Source organism: Geobacillus sp. BMUD, from assembly GCF_013096845.1.
GTDB lineage: Bacteria > Bacillota > Bacilli > Bacillales > Anoxybacillaceae > Geobacillus > Geobacillus vulcani.
Map to the genome: position 1 here is coordinate 38593 of NZ_SDLA01000001.1, position 23267 is coordinate 61859.

Sequence of the window (23267 nt, forward strand, 5' to 3'; positions counted from 1 at the left end):
TCGCCTGCCCGAGCGGATTTTTTTATGGAGGAGAGGGGAAACGAATGACAGTGTCCACGAAGTCTATTGTTGTCGATGATCAAGGAAAAGAGAAATCATTTTCGCGCGAGGAGTTTGCTAGGTTGGTGGAGCAGGCGGCGGCAGACTTTGTCCGTTTGTCGCTCGAGGAATATGAAGAACGTGTATGGCAGCTTCTCAGCCGAAAAGAGATGGTCACCTTCGAGCAGCTGTATCAAACCGCCATTTTGGAAGGGCTGTCGTATATTAGTGAGGAGGAGCCGGAATGGACGTTTGTGTGCGCCCGGCTGTATTTGCAGCAACTGTACCGCGAGGCAGCACGGCATCGCGGGTACGAGGAGCGCAAGCGGTATGGCGATTTCTACTCGCTCCTTGTTGCGCTGACGGAACAAGGAGTATATCATCCGCTGCTGCTTGAACGTTATACGAAAGAAGAAATTGAGTCCATCGGTGCGCTTCTTGATCCGGAGAAGGACAACTTGTTTACGTACATAGGATTGCGCACGCTTGCGGATCGGTATTTGGCCCGCGATTATGAGCGGCGGCTGTATGAATTGCCGCAGGAGCGATTTTTGGTCATCGCCATGACGCTCATGGCGAATGAACCGCAGCAGCGGCGGCTTGAGTTGGTGAAGGAAGCGTATTGGGCGTTAAGCAACCTATACATGACCGTGGCGACGCCGACGCTTGCCAACGCCGGGAAGTCATACGGCCAGCTGTCGAGCTGCTTTGTCGACACGGTCGATGACAGTTTGCAAGGGATTTACGACAGCAACACCGACATCGCCAATTTATCGAAATCGGGCGGCGGCATTGGTGTCTATTTAGGGAAAATCCGGTCGCGCGGCAGCGACATCAAAGGATTCAAAGGGGTCTCCTCCGGCGTCATCCCGTGGATGAAGCAGCTGAACAACACAGCGGTGAGCGTCGATCAGCTGGGGCAGCGAAAGGGAGCCATTTCCGTCTATTTGGATGTGTGGCATAAAGATATTTTTGCGTTTCTCGATGCGCGGCTCAACAACGGCGACGAACGACTGCGGACGCATGACTTGTTCACCGGCGTTTGCATCCCTGATTTGTTCATGGAACAGGTCGAACAGCGCGGCGATTGGTATTTGTTTGATCCGCATGAAGTGCGGAAGGTGATGGGATTTAGCTTGGAAGACTTTTATGATGAGGAAAAAGGGAGCGGCAGCTTTCGGGAGAAATATTGGCAATGCGTCAACGAACCAAGGCTGTCGAAAGAAAAAGTGCCGGCGATCGAAGTGATGAAAAGCATTATGCGCAGCCAGCTCGAGTCGGGGACGCCGTTTATGTTTTACCGCGATGAAGTGAACCGGCAAAATCCGAATCGCCATCTCGGGATGATTTACTGCAGCAATCTTTGCACGGAAATCGCGCAAAACCAAAGCCCGACGGTGATGAAGCGGCAATATGTGAAAGACGGGATGATTGTGATCGAAAAAATCCCGGGCGATTTTGTCGTCTGCAATTTATCGTCGATCAACTTGGCACGTGCGGTGACCGATGGGGTGTTGAAGCGGCTCATCCCGATTCAAATGCGGATGCTTGATAATGTCATTGATTTAAATAACATTCCGGTGCTGCAGGCCGGCTTGACGAACGAAAAATACCGCGCTGTCGGGCTTGGCACCTTTGGCTGGCATCATTTGCTGGCGTTAAAAGGCATTCGCTGGGAGTCGGAGGAAGCGGTCCGCTACGCCGATGAACTGTATGAAACGATCGCGTATTTGGCGATTCAAGCGAGCATGGAGCTCGCCAAAGAAAAAGGGAGCTACCCGGCGTTTGCCGGATCGGATTGGCAGACGGGCGCTTATTTCGAACGGCGCGGCTACCAAAGCCACGGCGAGCTCGATTGGGACCGACTCAAGAGCAATGTGGCCCGCTACGGGGTGCGCAACGGCTATATCATGGCCATTGCTCCAAACGCCTCGACGTCGATCATCGCCGGCAGCACGGCGAGCATTGATCCCATTTTCCTAAAAGTGTATGCCGAGGAAAAGAAAGATTATAAAATTCCTGTGACCGTGCCGGATCTAAACGAACAGACGACATGGTATTACAAATCGGCGTACCATATCGACCAACGTTGGAGCATCAAGCAAAACGCCGCGCGCCAGCGCCATGTCGACCAAGCCATCTCATTTAACTTCTACGTCATGAATACGATCAAGGCAAAGGAGCTGCTCGATTTGCATTTGACGGCGTGGAAGTCGGGGTTGAAAACGACGTATTACGTGCGTTCGACATCGGGGACGATCGAAGAGTGCGATTCGTGCGCGAGCTGACCGGGGCCAAAAGAGGCTCACTTCCTTGTGCCGGAGAGGCGTAGGCGGTTGGCCGCTCACACGATACTATATAAGCTGCAATTTGGTTTTCCATGGCATTGTTCGCTCTTCTTGTCACCGTGCCAGCTTGTCAGGTGATCAAGACGGGACATGGAGATCAGAAATTCTTTTATAGAAAACGAAAGGAAGGAATGGACGATGACGATCGGCTTAGTCAAACGGCCCATTATGGATCCGGAGGCGCCGAACCGTTCGACGGGCATCATCAACGGCCGCTGCTCGAATGTGTTGAATTGGGATGATCTTGCCTATCCGTGGGCGTATGGCAAATATAAGCGAATGCTCGCCAATTTTTGGACGCCGTTTGAAATCAATATGGCGCAAGATGTGAAGCAGTTTCCGCAATTAACCGCCCGCGAGCAGGAGGCATTTTTGAAAATCATCGGTCTCCTAGCGCTGCTTGACAGCATCCAAACCGATTACGCCGGACGTGTCGCTGATTACATTACGGACCCGAGCATCAACGCGCTCATGATTATGCTTGCCCAGCAGGAAGTCATTCACAACCATTCGTATTCGTACGTGCTTTCGAGCCTTGTGCCGAAAGCGAAGCAAGATGAAGTATTCGACTTTTGGCGGAACGAACCGACGCTGCGCAAGCGGAACGATTTTGTGACGAACGGCTACAAGGCGTTTGCGGAAGAGCCGAATGTGGAAAACTTGTTGCGCTCGATCGTTTTTGACGTCATTTTAGAAGGACTGTTTTTCTACTCAGGGTTTGCGTTCTTCTACAACCTCGCGCGCCAGCAAAAAATGGTGGCGACGAGCACGATGATCAATTACATCAACCGTGACGAGCACATTCATGTCGATTTGTTTGCGAAAATTTTCAAAGAAGTGTTGAACGAATATCCGGAATATCGGACGCCGGAGTTGGCGGATTTTGTCCGGGAAACGTTTAGGAAAGCGGCTGAGCTGGAGATCGAATGGGCGCGGGAAATCATCGGCCATGAGATCGATGGCATCGACTTGGCTGATTTGGAGGCGTACATTAAGTTTTACGCCAACGTCCGCGCCCACCAGCTTGGGTTTGACCGCCCGTTCGACGGCTATCGGACGAACCCGCTTCGCTGGATTAAAGCGTATGAAGAAGTCGACCTTGGCAAATCCGACTTTTTCGAACAAAAACCACGCCAATATACGAAAGTGCAAGTGGACAACGGATTTGATGAGTTGTAATGATGGAGAAGCCACGTTTGACAGCGGTCAGCGTGGCTTTTTTGTCAGGTAAGGCCGTTCGCCTTTTGCTTGACTTGCCGTTTTTTGAACGAACAGCAGCGGGCGTTTTGGCAAGGACATGGCCAAGCAGTCTACAAACGTGAGTGGACGATGAGGATATAAGGGGGCATTCGATGGGGGATCGTTCTGTGCTGCTGGCGCGCAAAGCAGCTCACCTGATTCAAGGGTGAGCTGTTTCCGTTCAGAGCATACATGGTTTGTGGCAATGTCTCGTGTCTGTTCAAGGGGAATGACGACATCAAGGCAAGCGTTCAAACGATATCTCCGAGCCGCCCTTTGGCTTGCTGACGGCTGACGAGTTCGTCGAGCTGGCGGATTTTTTTCCATGCTAAATCATCGCTGATTGTTCGATAATGGTGGCGGCCGCCGGGTTCCTCGTCGGCTTCGTCGGCCCATTTGACGATGGCTTGGAGCGGCGTTCGTTTCCATTCTCCTTCTGGAAGGTAGGAATCGGTATGAAGCAAAATCGCCAGGGCAATTTCCTTAGCGTTTTGCGGATGTTCGCCCAGGCGGATGAGCAGCTTATGGGCGCGTTCGGCCCCTTTGATGGCGTGGATGTCGTTTTGCCGATATTGTTCGTAGTCCCAACGGCCGTTTTTGTACCATGTGTAATGGCCAATATCATGAAGCAGTGCGGCTTTTGTCGCCAAGTCGACGTTCACTCCGTGGCGGAGGGCAAGGTGGTAGGCATGGTACGCCGCGTTGATGGCGTGGGCGAGGCCAGATCGTTTTAAATATTTTTGCGCAACCGGATGGGCAAAGACGTGGGTTAAGGTGACCGTTCTCATAGGCATCCCTCCGTTTTTTTGTATTTCCCACCATCATACCATGGCGTAAAGAGTCAGGCAATGAGAGAAAGAAGATGGGAACGATTACACGGAGAAAAAATAAGACGATCGTGTTATAATAGCGCTCAACTTATTGGATTGGTGCTTGGCAGGCAAGCCGTTTGGCTGGTTGATCCGTTTTTTCGCGCTCGCGCCGCGTTTTCGGAGCGAGAAGGTGAGCGCCGGCGAGAACGGTGACCATGCAGCGGCCGCACGTTCCTTTTTTGCATTTGTAATCGAGCGGGATGCCTTGCCGAAGGGCGGCGTCAAGGAGCGAGAGGCCACGGGTGGGTTGTATGGCAAACGATGTTCCGTTTTGTTCCACTTGAATGACGGTTGGGCGCGCTGTTGGTTTGGTTGGTTCGGACAGAACGGGGCGCATGGGCGAACGTGCCATTGGTTTGAGTGATCCGACTGTAAAGGAACGTTCCATTTTTTTACTCCCTTTCTTTCAATTACATATTTGTTTTGAAAATGAATCTCATTTACATCATGAAAGATGATTGCTATTATAAAAGTAAAAGGCATGATGACAATACTAGATTGGCATGCAAATAAAGGGGGAGCAACATGGGAACTCCAATGAACGGACTGCGCGATATGAACGCGATTTTGGCCAACGAGCGAAAAGTCGGCGGCGCCATCGAGGCTGCATTTCTCCGTCTCCGCTCCGGGGAAGAATATCGAAACGCTTGCATCGTCCATATCGATCAGCTAGGCGCTCAATATTACTCCGTCGGTTTTGTGACCGAGCAAGGCGAGCGGATGGTTGTCAACGTTCATGACATTAGTGTCATTTCCGCTCCCGAGCATAAAAAAATCCGCGATCTGAACAACGCCGCTTATAAACGGGAAGCGATCAACAACAAGCGGCGCTATTTAAAACGCCTCTTTGAGATTTATGAAGGCAGCTATACCGTTCATGTTTGGCGGGAAGCGAAAATGATTATCGATGACATCGGCGTTGAGGCGCTCAGCCCCGAATTGTCGCTGCTCGTCTCCAACGTTCAAGGGCAAACGGCCCGCACCGCTTAATGGGAAGCTCAACCAACCGCCCGGCGATCTCCCCTATCGTTCGGGCGTGTTTTTGTGAAGCTGGTGCGGGTCGATGCCCTTCCGCTGTTTTTGCCGTCTGACGGCAAGGGGGGCTACGCTCCGCTCACGCCGACTCGTTCGGATCCTCGAGCGTGCAGATGGCGCTTGGCCGTTTGATGCGCGGCACAACCGATTCGTAGACACGGAACAAGTAGTTCATGTTTTCCATATCTAAAAACGCGGTTTGCACATCGACAGCAACAGCGAGGTCGATGTTTTGCCGCCCTGTGTCAATGACGACGCCGCGTTTGCCTTTGATGACCGGCGTTTGGTAAATGCCGGCGGTCATCAGCTCGCGGATATGCTCAATTTCAAGGACGTGCGTCCCTTCATGGACGCGGTGGATCAGCGCATACAGTTCCGGCGACAGGACGAGGGCGTACGGGCCGGTATGGCCGAGCTGAAGCAGCTTGTTGCGCGCTTCGACGATGTCAGTGAAGGCGTTGCCCGATTTCATCCAGTCGCTGCGAATGTGGGCGATCTTTCCTTTCACATTCATAATGCCCGGCACATCAAATTCGGCTGAACCGTTAAAAATCAAGTCGTCCTCGAGCAGGGCGCATTGCTGGGCGGCGTTGGCAGCGGCGGAAAAGTCGATCGGGCTGCCGAGCTGTTTCGCCTGTTCCACGTCGCGCCAGTATAAAATAAAGTCTTTATACAAAAGCGGGATCGTTACATGCACGCGGCGCGCCGGCTCGGAAAGGCTCAGCTCTTTGCCGTGGAAGCTCATGTCCCCGTGCTCCGGGTTCGTATAAATATCGTTGGCGATCGATTGGACACCTTCGCCGAGCGGACCGTACAAATCGATAAACCGGCGGCCGACGAGCTGGCGTCGCGCCGTTTCAATGACTAGTTCGTCAAGCTCGCCCCATTGGCTGCTTGTGAGAGGGGCTTCTGGGTACAGCTTCGTTTTATCCATGTTTTCTCTCCTTTCTTATCTGTGTTTTAAGCTGCCGACTGTCAGCTGCCGTCTTGTTCCAATCGATGGGCGATCCGGCGCCGATGTGGCGGGCGGGGCGGCGTATTGCGCTAGTTTTACATATTCTTTTTGATTTTCTTTTTCGTCCGTTGGCGTTGCGGCGGCGAAGGAAACCGGCGCGTCCAATGCGCGATTCAGCGCCTCAAGGGCGTTTTTCATCTGTTGGTAATCGGCAGCGGTCATGTCGCGCAGCGCCGCAATCGTCGATTCATGTTCCGTCCCTTTATAGTGGAAGAGGGACAAATCGAGATGCTCCAAAAAGTTGTGCAAGCCGAATTTTTCAAGGCTGATGTCTTGCAACAGGCGCAAAAAGTCGCCGTTTTCCCGCGATAAGAATGCTTCGTCCGCCAATGCCTCCTCCAACTTTGGCAGCAAGGCGGCCAAACGGTCAAACCGGTGTTCCTCTTCTTCGTAAATATGATGCCAATACAGCCGTTCATGGTCGTCCGCGGCTTGTTCAATCGTCGGTTCTAAAATCGCTTGAAACTGGCCGAGCGCTTCTTTCGACCGGCTGAGAATGGCGTGAACTTCCCTTAACGTGTCGTGCAATGAACTCCCTCCCCAAACATGGTCGTATACCATCTTTTCCATATTGAAAGAGACGTAAACATCTCGGCCCCTTCGAACGGTCACCTTTTGGCCCAGTGTGGAATAAAACAGAATAAGGAACATTGCCCACTTGATATGCGACGCGATTCCGGCGATAATGGAAACGGTGTGGAATGAATGCCGCTGGGCGGCACGGAAGAAGTAAAGAAGGTGACAGAACGATGGAACATGCGGAACATATTTATCAAAGACTCGTAGAGATTTGTGGAGAAAGAAATGTCCTTCGCGATGAGCCGATGAAAAACCATACATTGGTGCGGATCGGCGGCAAGGCCGATTTTCTCGTCTGGCCGGAGACGTACGAGCAGGTCATTGAGGTGTTGCGGCTGAAAGAAGAGTACGGCCTGCCGTTTACGCTTCTTGGCAACGGTTCGAACGTCATTATCCGCGACGGCGGGCTGCGCGGCATTGTCATGCAACTGAAGCATTTGAACCGCATTTGGCGTGAAGGAAACAACGTGATCGCCCAAAGCGGGGCGGATATTAAAGCGGTGTCGCGGTTCGCGCTCGAACAACACCTCACCGGGTTGGAGTTTGCCTGCGGCATTCCGGGATCGGTCGGCGGGGCGATTATGATGAACGCCGGAGCGTACGGCGGTGAAGTGAAAGATGTGCTTGACCATGTCAAAGTGGCGACGCTCGCCGGTGAGTTGAAAACGCTGAAAAATGAAGAGCTGGAGCTTGGCTATCGAACAAGCTTGATCAGCCGGACGCATGATATTGTGCTGGAAGTGGTCTTTGCGCTCCAGCCGGGCGACTATGCGCAAATCAAGGCGAAAATGGATGATTTAACCTTTCAGCGCGAATCGAAACAACCGCTTGAGTATCCGTCGGTCGGAAGCGTGTTTAAGCGTCCGCCGGGCTATTTTGCCGGCAAGCTCATCCAAGACAGCGGCCTTCAGGGAAAAGGATTCGGCGGTGCGGAAGTGTCGACGAAGCATGCGGGATTCATTATTAACAAAAACAATGCGACCGCTGCCGATTACATTGCGACGATCGAAATGGTGCGCAAAACAGTGAAAGAAAAATTCGGGGTCGATCTGGAGTTGGAAGTCAAAATTATTGGCGAGGAATGACAGAGGATCCGAATCCGGTTTGCGGGTTCGGATTTTTTCATTTCAACGAGAGGAAAAATGAAACCAACGGCCAATAGGTAAGAAAAGGGGTTATGAATGGGGGAAGAGGATGAACCTTTATTTCATTATCAATCCAGCCGCCAAAAACGGCCGGTCCGTGTCCATTTGGAAGCAGCTGCAACCGTTGCTGGATCGGGAAGGAATCGCCTATCAGGCGTATTGGACGAGCCGAAAGGGAGAGGGAAGGGAAATCGCCCGACGAATCGGCGAGGAACGTGTTGAACCGACGGTGATCGCGGCTGTCGGGGGCGATGGGACGGTGCATGAAGTGGTGAACGGCGCGGGAATGTTTCCGCACGTGGCGATAGGCTGCATTCCCGCCGGAACGGGAAATGACTTTGTCCGCGGTTTCCGTCTGGCCCGAAAACCGAAACAGGCGCTCCAACGGCTGGTGAATGGCGCTCAGTCCGGCAAGGCTTGGGCTTTCGATCTCGGCCGTTTTGCCAGCAGCGCCGTGCCGGACGGCGTGTTTGCCAGCAGCATCGGCTGCGGATTTGACGCCCACATCGCCCGCGCGGTCAACCGCTCGAAATGGAAGGGAAGGCTGAATCGCTTCGGGCTTGGGGCGCTTACTTATGCCGTTTATTTAGTGAAGGAGCTGTTTTGCTATCAACCAACGAACCTCGAACTTTTCATTGACGGACGGGCTTATTCGTTTCCTAAAGCTTGGATGGCGACGGTGTCGAACCATTCGTACTACGGCGGTGGAATGCGCATCGCTCCGTCAGCGCGGGCGGACGATGGCCTGCTTCATGTGACGGTTGTCGGAGCGATTTCCCGCTGGAAAATTCTTGCCCTGTTTTTGTCCGTATTTTGGGGCGGACATGTGCGGATGAAAGAAGTTTGCGTGTTCGCTGGACGAAACGTGTGCATCCGCCCGACAGCCCCTGTTCCTGTTCACGCGGATGGGGAAGAGGCGGGAGAAGGGGAAGTGTCGGTTTGGATAGAGGCTAGAGGACTGAAAGTGATCGGCGCGGAAACGACCTGAACGGTTGAGACGTATATAAAGAAAACGGTGGCGAGGGGAGGAAGACGATGGGAAACGGGTAGCCATGCTCGATTTTGTCTTCTATGTTGTGTTTCCGATCGTTCCCCGTATCTCGAAAATCATCTCGGAGCGGGAGAACCGTCATCACCTGGCGTGAGTGTGAAGGAGAAGTCTGACGAAAAAGGGGCTACGCATGGCGAAGAACGGCTGTTTTCAACGCCCGTTGAAAACAGCCGTTCTTATCTGAAACCGGGAAGAATCTCCATTTCCGCGTGTACGCAGGTGGCGGGGATCAGGCTTATTTCTTTTCTTGCTTGTTCGGTTTGTGAACGGACCGATGGTCGGCTTTCGCTTGCGGTGTGGCCGCCTGCTTCAGTTGGTGTGAATGAGAAACCGAGATACGGGCTTCTGCTTGTTTCGAGACATGGGCCTCTGCTTGTTTGTTCACCACGGCCGTCGCTTGATGTTTTTGGCCGTTTGCTTTGGCGCTGGCAGCAGCATTCCGGTGAACATTTTCTTTTGTTTCCATATTGATCACTTGCATGGGGGACGATGTCGTTTCTGCTTTTATGCCGGTGTTCGTTTGTTCATTTTGCTGAATCGCTGTCTCGTCTTTCACCGGTGCGGATACAGTAGCTGGCTTTTCCGTTTCGGTTGATTCAGGAGCGGATGGCGCGCTTTCGTTTTTCAATTCCTCCGTTTCGTCCGTTGGCGTTGTCGTTTTGTTGTTCGTTTCCTCTACCTCACCGCTCCGTTGTGCTTGTTTCGCCAGCCGCTTTTCGATTTTATTTTCCAGTTTTTGTTTCGCTTTTTCAATGTTGCGGGCGAGCACCTCTTTGGCGTGCGGGTTTTTCACCCGTTCCAGTGCGGCTTGCAAAGCCGTGATGTTTTGCGAAAATTTTTCTTCCAGCTGTTGGCGCAATGCTTCGGCATCAGGTTTTGCAGTTTCCTCGCTTGGTTCATCCGCTTGTTTTGTTTTTTCATACACATTCCATGCTTGATCTTGTTGTTTCAGGGCATTGGCGAGCACTTCTTTTGCCTGCTCGACGTCTCCGCGTTCAAGCAGCGCCTTTGCTTCGGCTAGCCGCTCTTCAGCGAATTCAGCGAGCCGTTTCGCCTTTTCCGCATCGTCAAACGTGAGGGCAAGTTCGATTTTTTCCATCATGGTTTTGACAAAGTAGAAAAAGTCGCCTGGCAACAAAACCGGGACGTCGTGGTTGACACCGGCCTCTGCTTCGGTTGCCGTGCTGCCGTCTGTTTTCCCCTCGATTCCTGTGCTGGCGAACACCGCCGGGCCGTAAGGAGCGAGCGCAACAGCTGCGGCGAGTGCGCTTGTTGATAGTATGCGAGGGAGCGAAAATCGCTTGTTCATCATCATTGTTCCTCCTTTTGCTTGATCGAATGTGAGATGTTTCGCTATAACGATTTCGCCGTTGGCGAGCCTTTTTTCGACTGTGGGAGCGAAAAATCGGGCGAAAGGAGTAGAAAAATAGTAAAGAAAGGGAAATGGTGAGATTCCCTTCACGGTTTGGCAGTTAGCCGCCTGTTTGGTATAATGGAAACAAGTTTGGTAACGACGATATCCAAGGCGACTCCTGCCAATCCGTTTGGTGGGAGTTTGTTTTTGCGATGAGCGCCTAGTGGGGCTTAACGTGATCAGGAAGCACCGGCCAATGCCATGCCGAGCAGAAACGAAAGGAGCAAACCGGTCATGACGGAGCGGGTGGATGACATTGTAGATGTTTGTTTATTGGCGGGAAAATTGATGCTTGAAAGCGGTGGGGAGACATACCGGGTGGAAGATACGATGGGGCGTATTGCCGCTTCGTTTGGTGTCTCCCGCTCTCACAGTTATGTGACCCCAACGGGCATCATGTTTTCCGTTGAGGGAACGAATGTAACACGGTTTATTCGCATTTCCGAGCGTTCGACCGATTTATCCAAGGTGGCGCTTGTCAACCACATTTCCCGCCGCATCAGCAGCGGCGAACTGTCGCTCGATGGAGCGCGCAAAGAACTGGAACGTGTTCAGCAACAGCCACTCGGTTATCCGCTTTGGCAGCAAACCGCTGCCGCAGCGGCGGCGAGCGCTTGTTTTGCCTCGCTGTTAGGCGGCATGAATCATTTTCTCCCTTCCCTTCTTTCCGGTGGAATGGCGTTTTGGTGTTTTGAAATGATGCATCGGCTCGTGAAAATCCGGTTCTTCGCTGAATTTTTTGCCGCTTTTGTCGCCGGTGGGATCGTGTTGTTGATGGAAAGGGCCGGATTTGTCGAAGACATAGGAAACATGATGATTGGCTCGGTGATGCCGCTCGTGCCGGGGCTGGCGATTACCAATGCGGTGCGCGATTTAATGGCCGGCCATTTGATCGCCGGTTTGTCGCGCGGTGCTGAAGCATTTTTAACCGCGTTTGCGATCGGCACCGGCATTGCCTTTATTTTATCGATTCGTTAGCAGGGAGTACTGATGATGATTGTGCAGCTGTTGCTTAGCTTTGTGGCGTCATCGCTGTTTGGCGTCATTTTCAATATTCCGAAACGATTGCTGCCGTACAGTGGATTTGTCGGCATGAGCGGCTGGGCGATGTATATGGCTGCCGCCCGGTCGGGGGTGGACGGTGTCGCTGCCACGTTTGTAGCGGCGTTTTTCGTCGCTTTTGTAAGCAACGGGTTCGCCCGCCGCTATCGAACGCCGGCGACTATTTTTGTCGTGTCCGGCATTATTCCCCTTGTGCCGGGCGGAACAGCGTTTGAGGCGATGCGCCATGTTGTCATGAACGATTACAATGCGGCCATTTCACTAGCGGCGAAAGCGTTCATGATTTCTGGGGCGATTGCGATGGGGCTCATTTTTTCTGAGGTCGTCAACCAACTGGCAAAACGTCGCCCTTAACTGCGTGTAGTTGTTTTTTCCAATCATTTGCCTATCGTTGTATTTGTTTGCTTGAATATTATAATGAATATAACCATGTTTTTTCTATTGATTTTAAACAGCGGGGGAGAGCGGGATGAAAGAAATTGTCCAGCAGATGAAAGCGGAGCTATGGGAGATTTTCGATCACCTTCATCGTCATCCAGAAATCAGTTGGGAGGAGTGGCAGACGACAGAATTTGTTCGTCAGGAGCTGGAGCGCGAAGGGTATCGGGTGCGGACGTTTGCCGATTGCCCGGGCGTGGTGGCAGAAATCGGCGCCGGCCCGTTTACGGTCGGGGTGCGCAGCGACATGGACGCTCTTTGGCAAGAAGTCGACGGCGTTTGGCAGCCGAACCACGCGTGCGGGCACGATGCCCACATGACGATTGCGCTTGGGGTGGCGAAATTGCTTCGCCGCATCGGCTATGAGCCGCCCGGGACGCTCCGGTTTTTGTTTCAGCCGGCTGAAGAAAAAGGCACAGGGGCGTTGAAGATGATGGAAAAGGGAGCGGCCGATGGCTTGGCGTTTTTGTATGGCGTTCATTTACGGCCGGTTCAGGAAGTCAAAAGCGGATACGCGGCGCCGGCGATCCTTCACGGGGCGGCGCAATGCATCGAAGGTCGAATTCGCGGTGTGGCGGCGCACGCGGCGCGACCGCACTTAGGCGTCAACGTCATTGAGGTCGGCAGCGCCATCGTGCAGGAGCTGGGCAAAATTCATATCGACCCACAAGTGCCAGCGTCGATCAAGATGACGAAGTTTCACGCCGGTGAAAAAGATGCGAACACGATCCCGGACTACGCGGAATTTGCCCTTGATTTGCGGGCGCAAACGAACGAAGCGATGGAGCGGCTCATCGAGGGGCTGCGCCATGTGATCAACGGGGTCGCTGCGATTTACGGAGCTGATATTGAGCTTATGGAGCGGACGCGCATCGTCGCCGCTAATCCTGATCCAGATGCTGTGCGGCTGATGGAGGAGGCGATTATCACGACTTTGGGGACGGAAAAGTGCGTTCCGCCGGTCGTGACGTCGGGAGGGGAGGATTTCCATTTTTATCCCTTTAAAAAACCGGAGCTGAAAACGACGATGCTCGGATTGGGATGCGACTTGCACCCTGGACTCCATCATCCCAAGATGACATTCCGGCGCGAGGATTTGCTTTCCGGCGTGGAAATTTTGGCGCGGGTTGTGATGAATACGTTTGCGATGTTTGCGCCGCGGGGGGAGAACGAGCGTGCCTCTGTCGCTGCAAATCATTGAGACGATCGAACAGTTGAACGAGATGGCCAGGCTTGAGGAGGAGATTTGGGGAACAGCACCGATTCCGCTCCATCAAACGCTGACGGCGGCGAAAAACGGCGGCTTGATCATCGGGGCGTATGCGGACGGGAAGCTCGTCGGCTTTGTCTACAGCTTTCCTGGGTTTCGGAACGGGGAAGTGTATCTTTGCTCCCATATGATGGGGATTGCCGAATCGTTTCGCGATCAAGGGATCGGCTATCGCTTGAAAATGAAACAGGCGGAAGAAGCGCGACGGCGCGGCTATCAGCGCATCCGCTGGACGTACGATCCGCTGCAAAGCCGCAACGGCTACCTGAACCTAGCGAAGTTGGGGGCGGCAGCCGTCGGCTATGTGGAGAATTGCTACGGCGAAATGAATGATGCGCTGAACGGTCAACTGCCGTCCGACCGCTTCATTGTCGAATGGCGGCTTGATGAGCGTCCGACCGGGGAGCGGAGCTTGGCTACAGCCGATTTTCTCAAAGCGAGAAGTCTGGCGGTGCTCGATGCAGACCAAAAGGCTGACGGCCTGTTGCGGCCAGTGCTGAAGGACGTCGATGAAAAAGCAGCGCCGTTGTTGTTGGCTGCGGTTCCGCTTGACTTTCCTCAGTTGAAAGAGCGGGATCTGGCGTTGGCGCTTGAGTGGCGGCTGACGACGCGCGCTCTGTTTCAGCGGCTGCTCACGGAAGGCTGGATTGCCGCCAGCGCTTGGCGCCGTTCCGGGGAGCCGGCGATGTATTACATATGGGTGCGGAGAAACGAATGGCTGCCGCAGAAAGGGGAAGAGGAATGACGATCAGCATTGAGTACGTCATCTTGCGCCATTTGCACATGGAGTTGAAGTCGCCGTTTACAACGAGCTTCGGCACGTTTCAAACGAAAGAGTTTCTTTTAGTGGAAGCGGTCGATCGCGACGGCGTTTCCGGCTGGGGCGAATCGGTCGCGTTTGCCGCCCCGTGGTACAACGAGGAAACGGTGAAAACGAACTGGCATATGCTCGAGGACTTCCTTGTCCCGCTTGTGCTGGCGGAGCCGATCGATCATCCAGAGGAACTGTCAAAGCGCTTTGCCGCCATCCGCCAAAACCATATGGCGAAAGCGGCGCTTGAAGGAGCGGTGTGGGATTTATATGCCAAGCGGCTCGGCGTCCCGCTTTATCAAGCTCTCGGGGGGACGAAAAAGGAGATTGAAGTCGGCGTCAGCATCGGCATTCAGCCGACGGTGGGCGACTTGCTGCGGGTCATTGAACGGTATGTGGCGCAAGGATATCGGCGAATCAAGGTGAAAATTAAGCCCGGATGGGATGTCGATGTCATTCGCGAGGTGCGGCGCGCGTTTCCGAACGTGCCGCTCATGGCCGATGCGAATTCGGCGTACACGCTTGCCGATGTGGATCGGCTGAAAGCGCTCGATGAATTTGGGTTGATGATGATCGAACAGCCGCTGGCAGCTGACGATCTCATCGATCATGCGCGATTGCAGCCGCTTCTTGAGACGCCGATTTGCCTTGATGAAAGCATTCGTTCCTATGACGATGCGCGCAAGGCGCTTGACATTGGCAGCTGCCGCATCATCAATATCAAAATTGGGCGTGTCGGCGGGCTTGGGGAGGCGAAGCGCATCCACGATCTTTGTGCTGAGCGCGGCGTGCCGGTTTGGTGCGGGGGAATGCTCGAAGCGGGCGTCGGGCGCGCCCACAATATTGCGATCACGACGTTGGAAAACTTCACACTTCCTGGCGACACCGCCGCGTCGTCCCACTATTGGGAGCGGGATTTGATCATTCCGGAAGTCGAAGTGGCTGACGGCTTGATTCGTGTGCCGGCCGCTCCTGGCATCGGCTACGACGTTGACCGCCGCCAAGTCGAGCGGTATACGCAGTTTGCCAAGGTGTTTCATCGGGCGACGACATAAAGCGGATGGCATTCAATAAGCCTTCCATTTAAAAGGGGAAACGAAAAATGATCATAAGACCGATTGAGGTGAGCGATGCGGCAACGGGGAATTTGTCAACGAATATTATTATGTACAAACTGTTATAGCACTCATTTTCAGCTGGCCCAAAACGCGTTGGCGCTTTGGGCCAGCTCTTTGTTCGTGGCGTTATACCCGTCCGATTCCGGTGTTCGCTTTGACGACAATTTCGGTGTATTTCTTTTCATCCGCTTTTTTCGACGAGACGAGCGTGCCGACGACGGCGCCGATAAAGCCAAGCGGGATCGAGATGATGCCCGGGTTGGCGAGCTTAAAGAGCGGTTCGCCGACGAAAATGGCGGCCCCTGGCTGCGGCGACCAGACGTTCGGGCTGAAGAAGACGAGCACCAAGGCGCTGATAAGCCCGACAAGCATCCCTGTAATCGCTCCAGTCGTGTTAAAACGGCGCCAGAAGATGGTGAATACAATCGTCGGCAAGTTGGCGCTTGCGGCGACGGCAAAGGCGAGCGACACAAGGAAGGCGACGTTCATTTTTTGCGCAAACAGCGCCAACAAAATCGAGAGTACGGAAACGCCGACCGACGCCCAGCGGGCGGCGAGCATTTGTTCTTTTTCCGTTGCTTGGCCGCGCCGCAAAATATGGCTGTAAAAATCGTGGGCAAACGCCGAGGCGGCTGACAGAACGAGCCCGGCGACAACGGCCAAAATGGTCGCAAACGCGACAGCCGAGACGAAGGCGAACAAGAAATCTCCGCCAAGGGCTTCGGCCAACAGCGGGGCGGCCATATTGCCGGCCGGGTTGGCGGCGACAATTTTGTCATAGCCGACGAACGCGGCGGCGCCAAACCCTAAAAAGATCGTCAACACGTAGAAAGTCCCGATGATCCATGTCGCATAAACGACCGATTTGCGCGCGGTCGGCGCGTCTTTGACCGTAAAGAAGCGGATCAAAATATGCGGCAGCCCGGCCGTCCCCAACACGAGCGCCAAGTTGAGCGAAAGGGTGTCAAGCGGATCCTTAAATTTATTGCCTGGATTTAAAAACGCCTCGCCAAGCGGTGTGGCGGTTTTGACTTCATGGAACATTTTGGCGATGCTGAAGTCGAATTTGGCAAAGACCATTAAGGAAATGATAAACGTACCGACCATCAACAAGACGGCTTTGACGATTTGCACCCAGCTCGTTGCTGTCATGCCGCCGAAGACGACGTACACCGTCATCAAAACGCCGACGATCAAGACAGAATAAACGTAGTCTAGGCCCAACAGAAGCTTGATCAGGCCGCCGGCGCCGACAAGCTGGGCGATCATATAGAAGGTCGAAATGGCGATCGTATTTAACGCCGCGACGCCGCGCACTTTCTTATCATCAAAACGGGCGGCGATCATATCGGCCATCGTGTACTTGCCGAGGTTGCGAAGCGGTTCGGCAACGATGTACAAGACGACGAGATAAGCGACAAGGAAGCCGATACTGTAAAAGAAGCCGTCAAATCCTGTCAGCGCGATCATGCCGGCGATGCCCAAGAAGGATGCAGCGGACATATAGTCGCCGGCGATGGCCAGCCCGTTTTGCCAGCCGGTAAGACTGCTGTCGGCCGTATAAAACTCGCTGGTGGTTTTGGTCCGTTTCGAAGCGTAATACGTAATGATCAACGTCAGGGCGACGATGACAAGAAAGAGGAAAAAGGCCAGCCCGTGCATTAGGCGTTTCCTCCTTCCTTTGCTTCTTGCTTCACTTGCTCGACGATGTCATCAAATTGTGCTGCGCGTTTCGAATAAAGAATGCATAAGGCCCATGTCATGACAAATTGCGCAAAGGCAAACAGCCAAGCCCAGCTGACCGGTCCGATCGCCGGCGCATTGAGCGCTTTCGAGTACGACGTTAATACCGGAAGGGCGAAGTAAAAGACGAAGAAGAAGATGGTTGCCGGGATGATAAACCGCTTCTTTGCCTGAATGAGTTCGCGAAACGAAGCGGATTGGGCGATGGCTTCATAGTTGATGCCCCCTTCACCGGCTAATGATTCCTTTTTTACTGCCATCGTGATCCCTCCTTGTTTGTGTTAAAGCGTTTGTGAACTACCCACCACTTATCGCCCTTATGGGTCGCTTGAAGTGGGGGCTTCTCGGGTAATCCCGTCTAGTGACAGGAAATGGACCGAGCGATCCCTCTCGTTCCGAGAGTTCATCCTACCTCTCCCACCTGCTCACTGGGCTGTCGCCCTTCACGCTCCTTGAGGGGGAGACTTCTTTCGGAAATTACGTTAAAAAGGGCAATGGAACGTTCTGCCGCAAGCGGCGGATGTGAATCCCCCTTTCTTGACACAAATTTGTCACATATTCATTATACATTTATCTGAAAAATTTGTAAATTAATCTTTTTTGTTATATTTAGAAAATATTTTGGCTTTGCCGCACAAAACGGAAAAAATTTTTTGCTGTTTTTCTTATTTTCGCACTTTACAAAAAAACGAGGATCATGTAGAATGACAACTGTATTCGACAATAAAATTCAACAATTTTCTACAAAAAACGACAAGGGGAGACATCTATGAATTTGTTTCGTAAAAAACCGATTCAGTTGCTCATGAAGGAATCGGGGGCAAAAGGAGCCTCGCTGCGAAAAGAGTTAGGGGCATTTGATTTGACGATGCTTGGCATCGGCGCCATTATCGGGACAGGCATTTTCGTCCTGACCGGGGTGGCGGCGGCGGAGCACGCTGGTCCGGCTCTCGTTCTTTCGTTCATTTTGTCTGGGTTGGCGTGTGTGTTTGCGGCGCTTTGTTACGCAGAATTTGCCTCAACCGTGCCAGTGTCCGGGAGCGCTTACACTTACAGCTATGCCACGTTTGGTGAGCTCATGGCTTGGATTTTGGGATGGGATTTGATTTTGGAATACGGAGTTGCTTCGTCGGCGGTCGCCGTCGGTTGGTCCGGCTATTTCCAAGGGCTGCTTTCCGGTTTTGGCATCGAGCTGCCGAAGGCGCTAACGAGTGCGTATGATCCGGCAAAAGGAACGTTCATCGATTTGCCGGCGATTTTAATCGTTCTGTTCATTACGTTTTTGTTGAATTTAGGCGCGAAAAAATCGGCTCGTTTTAATGCGGTGATCGTTGCCATTAAAGTGGCGGTTGTGCTGCTCTTTTTGGCGGTCGGCATTTGGTATGTCAAGCCGGAAAACTGGACGCCGTTTATGCCGTATGGCTTCTCTGGCGTGGCGACCGGCGCGGCGACAGTCTTTTTCGCTTACATCGGCTTTGATGCGGTATCGACGGCGGCGGAAGAAGTGCGCAATCCGCAGCGCGATATGCCGATTGGCATCATCGTTTCGTTGCTTGTGTGCACCTTGTTGTATATTGCGGTTTCGCTCGTATTGACAGGTATCGTTCCGTACGAGCAGCTCAACGTGAAAAACCCGGTGGCGTTTGCATTAAACTATATCCACCAAGACTGGGTCGCGGGCTTTATTTCGCTCGGAGCGATCGCCGGCATTACGACCGTCCTCCTTGTGATGATGTATGGGCAGACGCGTCTCTTCTACGCCATTAGCCGCGACGGTTTGCTGCCGAAAGTGTTTGCTCGCATCAGCCCGACGCGCCAAGTGCCGTATGTCAATACGTGGCTGACTGGATCGGCTGTAGCGGTATTTGCCGGCATCATCCCGCTCAACAAATTGGCCGAACTGACGAACATCGGTACGCTCTTTGCCTTTATCACCGTCTCGATCGGCGTGTTGGTGTTGCGTAAAACGCAACCAGATTTAAAACGGGCATTCCGCGTTCCGTTTGTCCCGGTCATTCCGATTTTGGCTGTCTTATTCTGCGGCTACCTCGTTCTTCAGCTTCCGGCGATGACATGGATCGGTTTTGTCTCGTGGCTGCTGATCGGTCTAGTGATTTACTTTATCTACGGCCGCAAGCATAGTGAGCTGAATGAAATGGCACGGACTGAAGAAAAGGCTGGATGAACGGCCAAACAATGAAAAGGGGGCTGTCCTCATGGGGGAACAGCCCTTTTTCCATTTCGTCAAACTTTTCGGCAACACCGCGTTTCACCCCTTTTTCCTTATTGGATTTATTATAGATGCGGCGAAGTCCTTGACGAAAAAGTCGCTGATTCATTTCTCGAATGTCGAGGAACAAGCCTGTGGCTTGCCTCCGTCACGCCTTGGCGTGACGAAAGACCGAGCAACTGCCTGCTTCACAGACCCATCTATGGGCCTGGAAGCGGCGTTGTTCGGTCGCCCGACAGTCGATCAAATTCTTGGTAAAAACTGCAAATGGTAAAACTTCAAATGGCATCTATCCTGAAAATACCCGAATTCCAAAATGCGTAAAGTTCCAGCATTCAACATAAGGACATTTTCATCCCTCCGATGGTGACGAAAATGTTTCGTCATGGAAGTCTATATAGCTGGGAAAAACATCTGATTTTTTGCTGATGGAAGGCGTGTGCTCGGTGCGGCGTCGGACCTTTTTGGGAACCTGTGTTCACTTGCATATTTTGAGAAAATTCCCTTTGAACGACGGCCATATTTGGTTTACGATGGGCGAATAGTATAAAGAACGAGCGTCAGTCCGGCTTGTATAAGCGGGGTGAAAAGGGTGTTTGGGACATTATTGAAAAGAAGAGAGAGAACGCTTGAACAGACGGTTGCGGAAATTCAGCGGGGAAATGAAGCGTTGCGCAATGAGCTCATCCGGCAATATAAGCCGTTTATCGTCAAAACCGTCTCCAATGTATGCAAAAGGTTCATCCACGAGGAAGATGATGAAGCGAGCATTGGGCTGATCGCTTTTAACGAAGCGATTGAAAAATATGCGTTGCACAAAGGAGGTTCCTTTCTGTCGTTTGCGGAGCTGCTCATTAAGCGGCGCCTCATCGATTACATTCGAAAAGAGGTGAGAACGCGAGAGGCCATATGGCATGTCGAAGATGGAGAAGACGGCGAGCAGGCGGCGCAAACGTACGTAGATGCGAAATTATCGGTTGAGGAGTTTTATAGGCAAATCGAACAGGAACAGCGTCGGGAAGAAATTCTCCATTACCAGCAAGTGCTGAAACAATTCGGCATTCATTTTCACGATTTAGTCGAACAATCGCCAAAACATAAAGACGCCCGCCTCAACGCCATTCGCGTCGCGGAGCTGCTTGTGGCGAACGAGGAATGGCTCGCCCTGTTGTTTCGAAAAAAGCAGCTGCCGATCAAACAACTGGAAACGATGGCGTCGGTCAGCCGCAAGACGATTGAGAGAAACAGAAAATACATTATTGCGGTCGCGGTCATTTTGGCGGGCGATTACATTTACTTAAAGGACTATATAAAAGGGGTGCTTTCATCGTGAAAAAGGGGATTGTGCTGGAGTTGGATGAAGAGTTCGTCACGGTATTGACGCCGGAAGGAGAATTTCTCCGATTGAAAAAAGAAAAAGAATGCGAGATTGGAGAAGAGGTCAAAGCGAATGCGGTTGGCCGTCCTTTTCCGTTTCGCCGCCGTTCGTTTCGATATGCGCTCATAAGTGTTCTGACGGCGGCCGCGGTGCTCCTGGCGACTTGGATTCAATGTCCTTCCAATACGGTGTACGCCTACATGTCGATCGACATCAATCCAAGCATAGAAGCGGGTGTCGACGCGAAACTGCGTGTGTTGACGCTGAAGGCTTACAACGAGGAAGGAAAGAAGATATTGGCGGCGCTTCCGTCATGGAAAAATGAACCATTCTCTTCGGTAACGAAACAAATCATTGCGTTAAGTGAACAAAAGGGGTATTTAAAGGCAGGCGGGGAAGTACTGATTACGACAGTAGAAAAAGAACATAATACCTCTTCCGCACGTAGGCTGTCCGCTGAGCTTGCAGAAATTCAGCGTGCCGTCGCAGATGATCGGATCGTCATTACCGCGGCGAACAGTACGATGGATATGCGCAAACGGGCTGTCGAGAGGGGCATGACGACCGGAAAGTTGTTGCAAATTGAGAAAAAGGTGAAACTGGCTTCGCCGGCATCTGTCCGCTCGGCGCATAGCAACGGCCGTAAAGGAGAAGATGGAAAAGATAAAGACAACGGCAGAAAAAAAGGAAACCAAACGCCGGCAGTCAAAGAACAACCGGCACAACAGCCGCCAAAGAAACAGAACTATAACGAGTCAAAACCGAAACCATTGAAAAACGAAAAACAGTTGCCGAGCAAGCAGAAACATTCCGACTCGATCCAAGGAAGCCTCTCTCCTGAAAAAGAGAGTGATGTGAAACCGAAAAGCCATGGGAACGCCCGTCCGTTGCGGCCAGGCGCTCATGATGAAGCGAAAAAGGCGGCGAATGGGCGTGGAGGCGACGAGAAGGACGAGCGCCGTCCAGCACACATCGATCACCAACAAAAACGGATGAATCCCAAAATGAAAAAAGCCGAGTGACCAAGCTCGGCTTTATTCCGTTTTTTGTCCTGCCAATTCGCTTTGCGCTTGAGCAATGAGCCGTTTCGTAATCTCTCCGCCGACGGAGCCGTTGGCGCGTGAAACGGTGTTGGCCCCAAGTTGTACGCCAAACTCTTGGGCGATTTCGTATTTTATTTGTTCCAACGCTTGTTCGATGCCTGGAACAAGCAGTTTGTTGCTGGAGCGAGCCATATGCCATTCCTCCTTGATCACTTTTTTGATGCGTCATGATTAGTATGGATAATTTCACAAAGAGATATGGATGGGAATTAAAGGAGGAGTTTTTCATTAAAAAAAGGATTGCAAACGTTTTCGGTTGTTGTTTATAATGAAAACGAGCAGATGATCGAAAACGTTTTGGAGGAATGGAAGTGACAACCATTAAAGATATTGCCAAGGCAGCGGGAGTTTCGATTACAACGGTGTCACGTGCGCTGAACGGCTATCCTGATGTGAATGAAAAAACGAGACAAAAAATCATGGATATCGCGAAGCAGTTGAACTACAGCCCCAATACATTGGCGCGCGGGCTTGTCATGAATAAATCGAAGACAATCGGGTTGCTTGTTTCTGGACTAACAAGAGAAAGTGCCAAGGATAATTTTACCTTTGAGGTGCTGGCCGGCGTCAATGAGTATGTCAGTGAAGTTGATTATGATATGGTGCTGTTCAGTACGACATCGACCAAGCAAAGAGAAAAAACGTATACACAGCTTTGCCGCGAGCGGCGCGTCGATGGGGCGATTTTGCAAGGGATCCGTACGGATGATCCGTATTTGCATGAGGTCGTGGAAAGCGATATTCCATGTGTCCTGATTGATATTCCCATCGAGTCCAAAACCGTTGGCTATGTGACAACGGACAATGTGCTGGGCGCAAAGAAAGCGGTGCGCCATTTAATTGAGCTTGGGCATAAACGGATCGCTATGATCAATGGATATGAATACGCATTTGTGAGTGAGCAGCGTGAGAAAGGATTCAAGGAAGCGTTGATTGAAGCAGGTCTGCCCGTACGCGAATATTGGATTGCCAATGGAGCGTTCCGCGAAGAAATCGCGGAGCAAGAGGCATTGAGGCTGCTTCAGCAATATCCAGAAATTACCGCTTTCTTTTGTGCAAGCGATTTAATGGCGCTAGGTGTCATCAAGGCCGTAAAACGGTTGGGGAAGCAAGTTCCTGATGATGTGGCCGTGATTGGCTATGATGACATTATTTTAGCATCCTATTCATCGCCTGCACTCTCCACCATCGCTCAAGACAAATTTGCCATGGGATATGAGGCTGCCAAGCTGTTGATTGATATGCTGGAAGGCAACGCTCAGTCTCATGTCAAGATTCTGGAAACAGAACTGAAAATACGGGGGTCAACGGTGAAAAAAGAGTGACGGAGGCTTTTTTCACCGCCCTGAGTCAGTTTCAGTTAGAATCCAAAACGTT

The 23267-nt window shown here is 52.3% G+C and carries 23 protein-coding genes; 15 read left to right on the forward strand and 8 right to left on the reverse strand.

Annotated features, from left to right (window positions below):
* Positions 1 to 44 precede the first annotated feature (44 nt).
* The gene (locus tag ETC05_RS00170) at positions 45 to 2327 is read left to right on the forward strand and encodes a ribonucleoside-diphosphate reductase subunit alpha (RefSeq protein ID WP_171660114.1); all 2283 of its coding nucleotides are present in this window, start codon (positions 45 to 47) and stop codon (positions 2325 to 2327) included.
* Positions 2328 to 2525: 198 nt separating this feature from the next.
* Complete coding sequence (locus ETC05_RS00175; protein WP_171660115.1) at positions 2526 to 3566, forward strand: ribonucleotide-diphosphate reductase subunit beta; 1041 nt, start codon at positions 2526 to 2528, stop codon at positions 3564 to 3566.
* Between the two features lie 311 nt (positions 3567 to 3877).
* Here the strand turns inward: ETC05_RS00175 and ETC05_RS00180 are convergent, their stop codons facing one another.
* Together ETC05_RS00180 and ETC05_RS00185 are read right to left on the reverse strand one after the other, a co-directional pair.
* On the reverse strand, positions 3878 to 4414 hold the full coding sequence (locus ETC05_RS00180; RefSeq protein WP_171660116.1) for an HD domain-containing protein: 537 nt from the start codon (positions 4412 to 4414) through the stop codon (positions 3878 to 3880).
* 130 nt (positions 4415 to 4544) lie between these two features.
* Positions 4545 to 4886: a 2Fe-2S iron-sulfur cluster-binding protein gene (locus tag ETC05_RS00185; protein ID WP_071880141.1), complete on the reverse strand. Its 342-nt coding sequence runs from the start codon at positions 4884 to 4886 to the stop codon at positions 4545 to 4547.
* A 137-nt stretch (positions 4887 to 5023) separates the two neighbouring features.
* On the opposite strand from ETC05_RS00185, the gene ETC05_RS00190 reads away from it, so the two are divergent.
* Complete coding sequence (locus ETC05_RS00190; protein WP_171660117.1) at positions 5024 to 5488, forward strand: hypothetical protein; 465 nt, start codon at positions 5024 to 5026, stop codon at positions 5486 to 5488.
* 124 nt (positions 5489 to 5612) lie between these two features.
* On the opposite strand, the gene ETC05_RS00195 is transcribed toward ETC05_RS00190, so the two are convergent.
* Together ETC05_RS00195 and ETC05_RS00200 are read right to left on the reverse strand one after the other, a co-directional pair.
* The gene (locus ETC05_RS00195) at positions 5613 to 6467 is read right to left on the reverse strand and encodes a family 1 encapsulin nanocompartment shell protein (RefSeq protein ID WP_171660118.1); all 855 of its coding nucleotides are present in this window, start codon (positions 6465 to 6467) and stop codon (positions 5613 to 5615) included.
* Positions 6468 to 6482: 15 nt separating this feature from the next.
* On the reverse strand, positions 6483 to 7076 hold the full coding sequence (locus ETC05_RS00200; protein WP_031404939.1) for an IMEF encapsulin system ferritin-like cargo protein: 594 nt from the start codon (positions 7074 to 7076) through the stop codon (positions 6483 to 6485).
* 221 nt (positions 7077 to 7297) lie between these two features.
* On the opposite strand from ETC05_RS00200, the gene murB reads away from it, so the two are divergent.
* Both murB and ETC05_RS00210 read left to right on the forward strand, forming a co-directional pair.
* Positions 7298 to 8212: a UDP-N-acetylmuramate dehydrogenase gene (gene murB / locus ETC05_RS00205; RefSeq protein ID WP_031404937.1), complete on the forward strand. Its 915-nt coding sequence runs from the start codon at positions 7298 to 7300 to the stop codon at positions 8210 to 8212.
* Between the two features lie 109 nt (positions 8213 to 8321).
* Positions 8322 to 9260 carry a diacylglycerol/lipid kinase family protein gene (locus ETC05_RS00210; RefSeq protein WP_171660119.1) on the forward strand — a complete coding sequence of 313 codons (939 nt, stop codon included), beginning with the start codon at positions 8322 to 8324 and terminating at the stop codon, positions 9258 to 9260.
* Between the two features lie 298 nt (positions 9261 to 9558).
* Here ETC05_RS00210 and ETC05_RS00215 read toward each other — a convergent pair whose 3' ends face one another.
* Positions 9559 to 10635, reverse strand: coding sequence for a DUF5667 domain-containing protein (locus ETC05_RS00215; RefSeq protein ID WP_253263916.1), 1077 nt, complete (start codon positions 10633 to 10635; stop codon positions 9559 to 9561).
* A 336-nt stretch (positions 10636 to 10971) separates the two neighbouring features.
* Between ETC05_RS00215 and ETC05_RS00220 the strand changes: the two genes are divergently transcribed.
* From ETC05_RS00220 to menC, 5 genes are all read left to right on the forward strand, one after another.
* Positions 10972 to 11715 (forward strand): threonine/serine exporter family protein, encoded by a 744-nt coding sequence (locus ETC05_RS00220; RefSeq protein WP_171660121.1) that lies wholly within the window; start codon positions 10972 to 10974, stop codon positions 11713 to 11715.
* 12 nt (positions 11716 to 11727) lie between these two features.
* Positions 11728 to 12153: a threonine/serine exporter family protein gene (locus ETC05_RS00225; protein ID WP_171660122.1), complete on the forward strand. Its 426-nt coding sequence runs from the start codon at positions 11728 to 11730 to the stop codon at positions 12151 to 12153.
* Between the two features lie 115 nt (positions 12154 to 12268).
* Positions 12269 to 13438 (forward strand): M20 peptidase aminoacylase family protein, encoded by a 1170-nt coding sequence (locus tag ETC05_RS00230; RefSeq protein ID WP_171660123.1) that lies wholly within the window; start codon positions 12269 to 12271, stop codon positions 13436 to 13438.
* The gene (locus ETC05_RS00235) at positions 13413 to 14252 is read left to right on the forward strand and encodes a GNAT family N-acetyltransferase (protein ID WP_171660124.1); all 840 of its coding nucleotides are present in this window, start codon (positions 13413 to 13415) and stop codon (positions 14250 to 14252) included. Before ETC05_RS00230 ends, ETC05_RS00235 begins: the two co-directional genes overlap by 26 nt.
* Positions 14249 to 15373, forward strand: coding sequence for an o-succinylbenzoate synthase (gene menC / locus ETC05_RS00240; RefSeq protein WP_171660125.1), 1125 nt, complete (start codon positions 14249 to 14251; stop codon positions 15371 to 15373). The genes ETC05_RS00235 and menC overlap by 4 nt, the downstream gene beginning before the upstream one ends.
* A gap of 189 nt (positions 15374 to 15562) precedes the next feature.
* Here the strand turns inward: menC and ETC05_RS00245 are convergent, their stop codons facing one another.
* Both ETC05_RS00245 and ETC05_RS00250 read right to left on the reverse strand, forming a co-directional pair.
* A complete protein-coding gene (locus ETC05_RS00245; protein WP_171660126.1) occupies positions 15563 to 17098 on the reverse strand; it encodes a solute symporter family protein in 1536 nt (511 codons plus the stop codon).
* Positions 17098 to 17439, reverse strand: coding sequence for a DUF485 domain-containing protein (locus ETC05_RS00250; RefSeq protein WP_031404919.1), 342 nt, complete (start codon positions 17437 to 17439; stop codon positions 17098 to 17100). Before ETC05_RS00250 ends, ETC05_RS00245 begins: the two co-directional genes overlap by 1 nt.
* A gap of 509 nt (positions 17440 to 17948) precedes the next feature.
* Here ETC05_RS00250 and bcaP point away from each other — a divergent pair.
* From bcaP to ETC05_RS00270, 4 genes are all read left to right on the forward strand, one after another.
* A complete protein-coding gene (gene bcaP / locus ETC05_RS00255) occupies positions 17949 to 19364 on the forward strand; it encodes a branched-chain amino acid transporter BcaP (RefSeq protein WP_171660127.1) in 1416 nt (471 codons plus the stop codon).
* A 31-nt stretch (positions 19365 to 19395) separates the two neighbouring features.
* Positions 19396 to 19683 carry a hypothetical protein gene (locus ETC05_RS00260; protein ID WP_171660092.1) on the forward strand — a complete coding sequence of 96 codons (288 nt, stop codon included), beginning with the start codon at positions 19396 to 19398 and terminating at the stop codon, positions 19681 to 19683.
* 318 nt (positions 19684 to 20001) lie between these two features.
* Positions 20002 to 20742 carry an RNA polymerase sigma factor SigI gene (gene sigI / locus ETC05_RS00265; RefSeq protein ID WP_071880140.1) on the forward strand — a complete coding sequence of 247 codons (741 nt, stop codon included), beginning with the start codon at positions 20002 to 20004 and terminating at the stop codon, positions 20740 to 20742.
* Positions 20739 to 21809 (forward strand): anti-sigma factor domain-containing protein, encoded by a 1071-nt coding sequence (locus ETC05_RS00270; protein ID WP_031404913.1) that lies wholly within the window; start codon positions 20739 to 20741, stop codon positions 21807 to 21809. Before sigI ends, ETC05_RS00270 begins: the two co-directional genes overlap by 4 nt.
* A gap of 12 nt (positions 21810 to 21821) precedes the next feature.
* On the opposite strand, the gene ETC05_RS00275 is transcribed toward ETC05_RS00270, so the two are convergent.
* Positions 21822 to 22022, reverse strand: a complete 201-nt coding sequence (locus ETC05_RS00275) for an alpha/beta-type small acid-soluble spore protein (RefSeq protein WP_031404911.1) — start codon at positions 22020 to 22022, stop codon at positions 21822 to 21824.
* A 179-nt stretch (positions 22023 to 22201) separates the two neighbouring features.
* Here ETC05_RS00275 and ETC05_RS00280 point away from each other — a divergent pair, with 179 nt between their 5' ends.
* Complete coding sequence (locus ETC05_RS00280; protein WP_031404910.1) at positions 22202 to 23215, forward strand: LacI family DNA-binding transcriptional regulator; 1014 nt, start codon at positions 22202 to 22204, stop codon at positions 23213 to 23215.
* Positions 23216 to 23267: the final 52 nt, after the last annotated feature.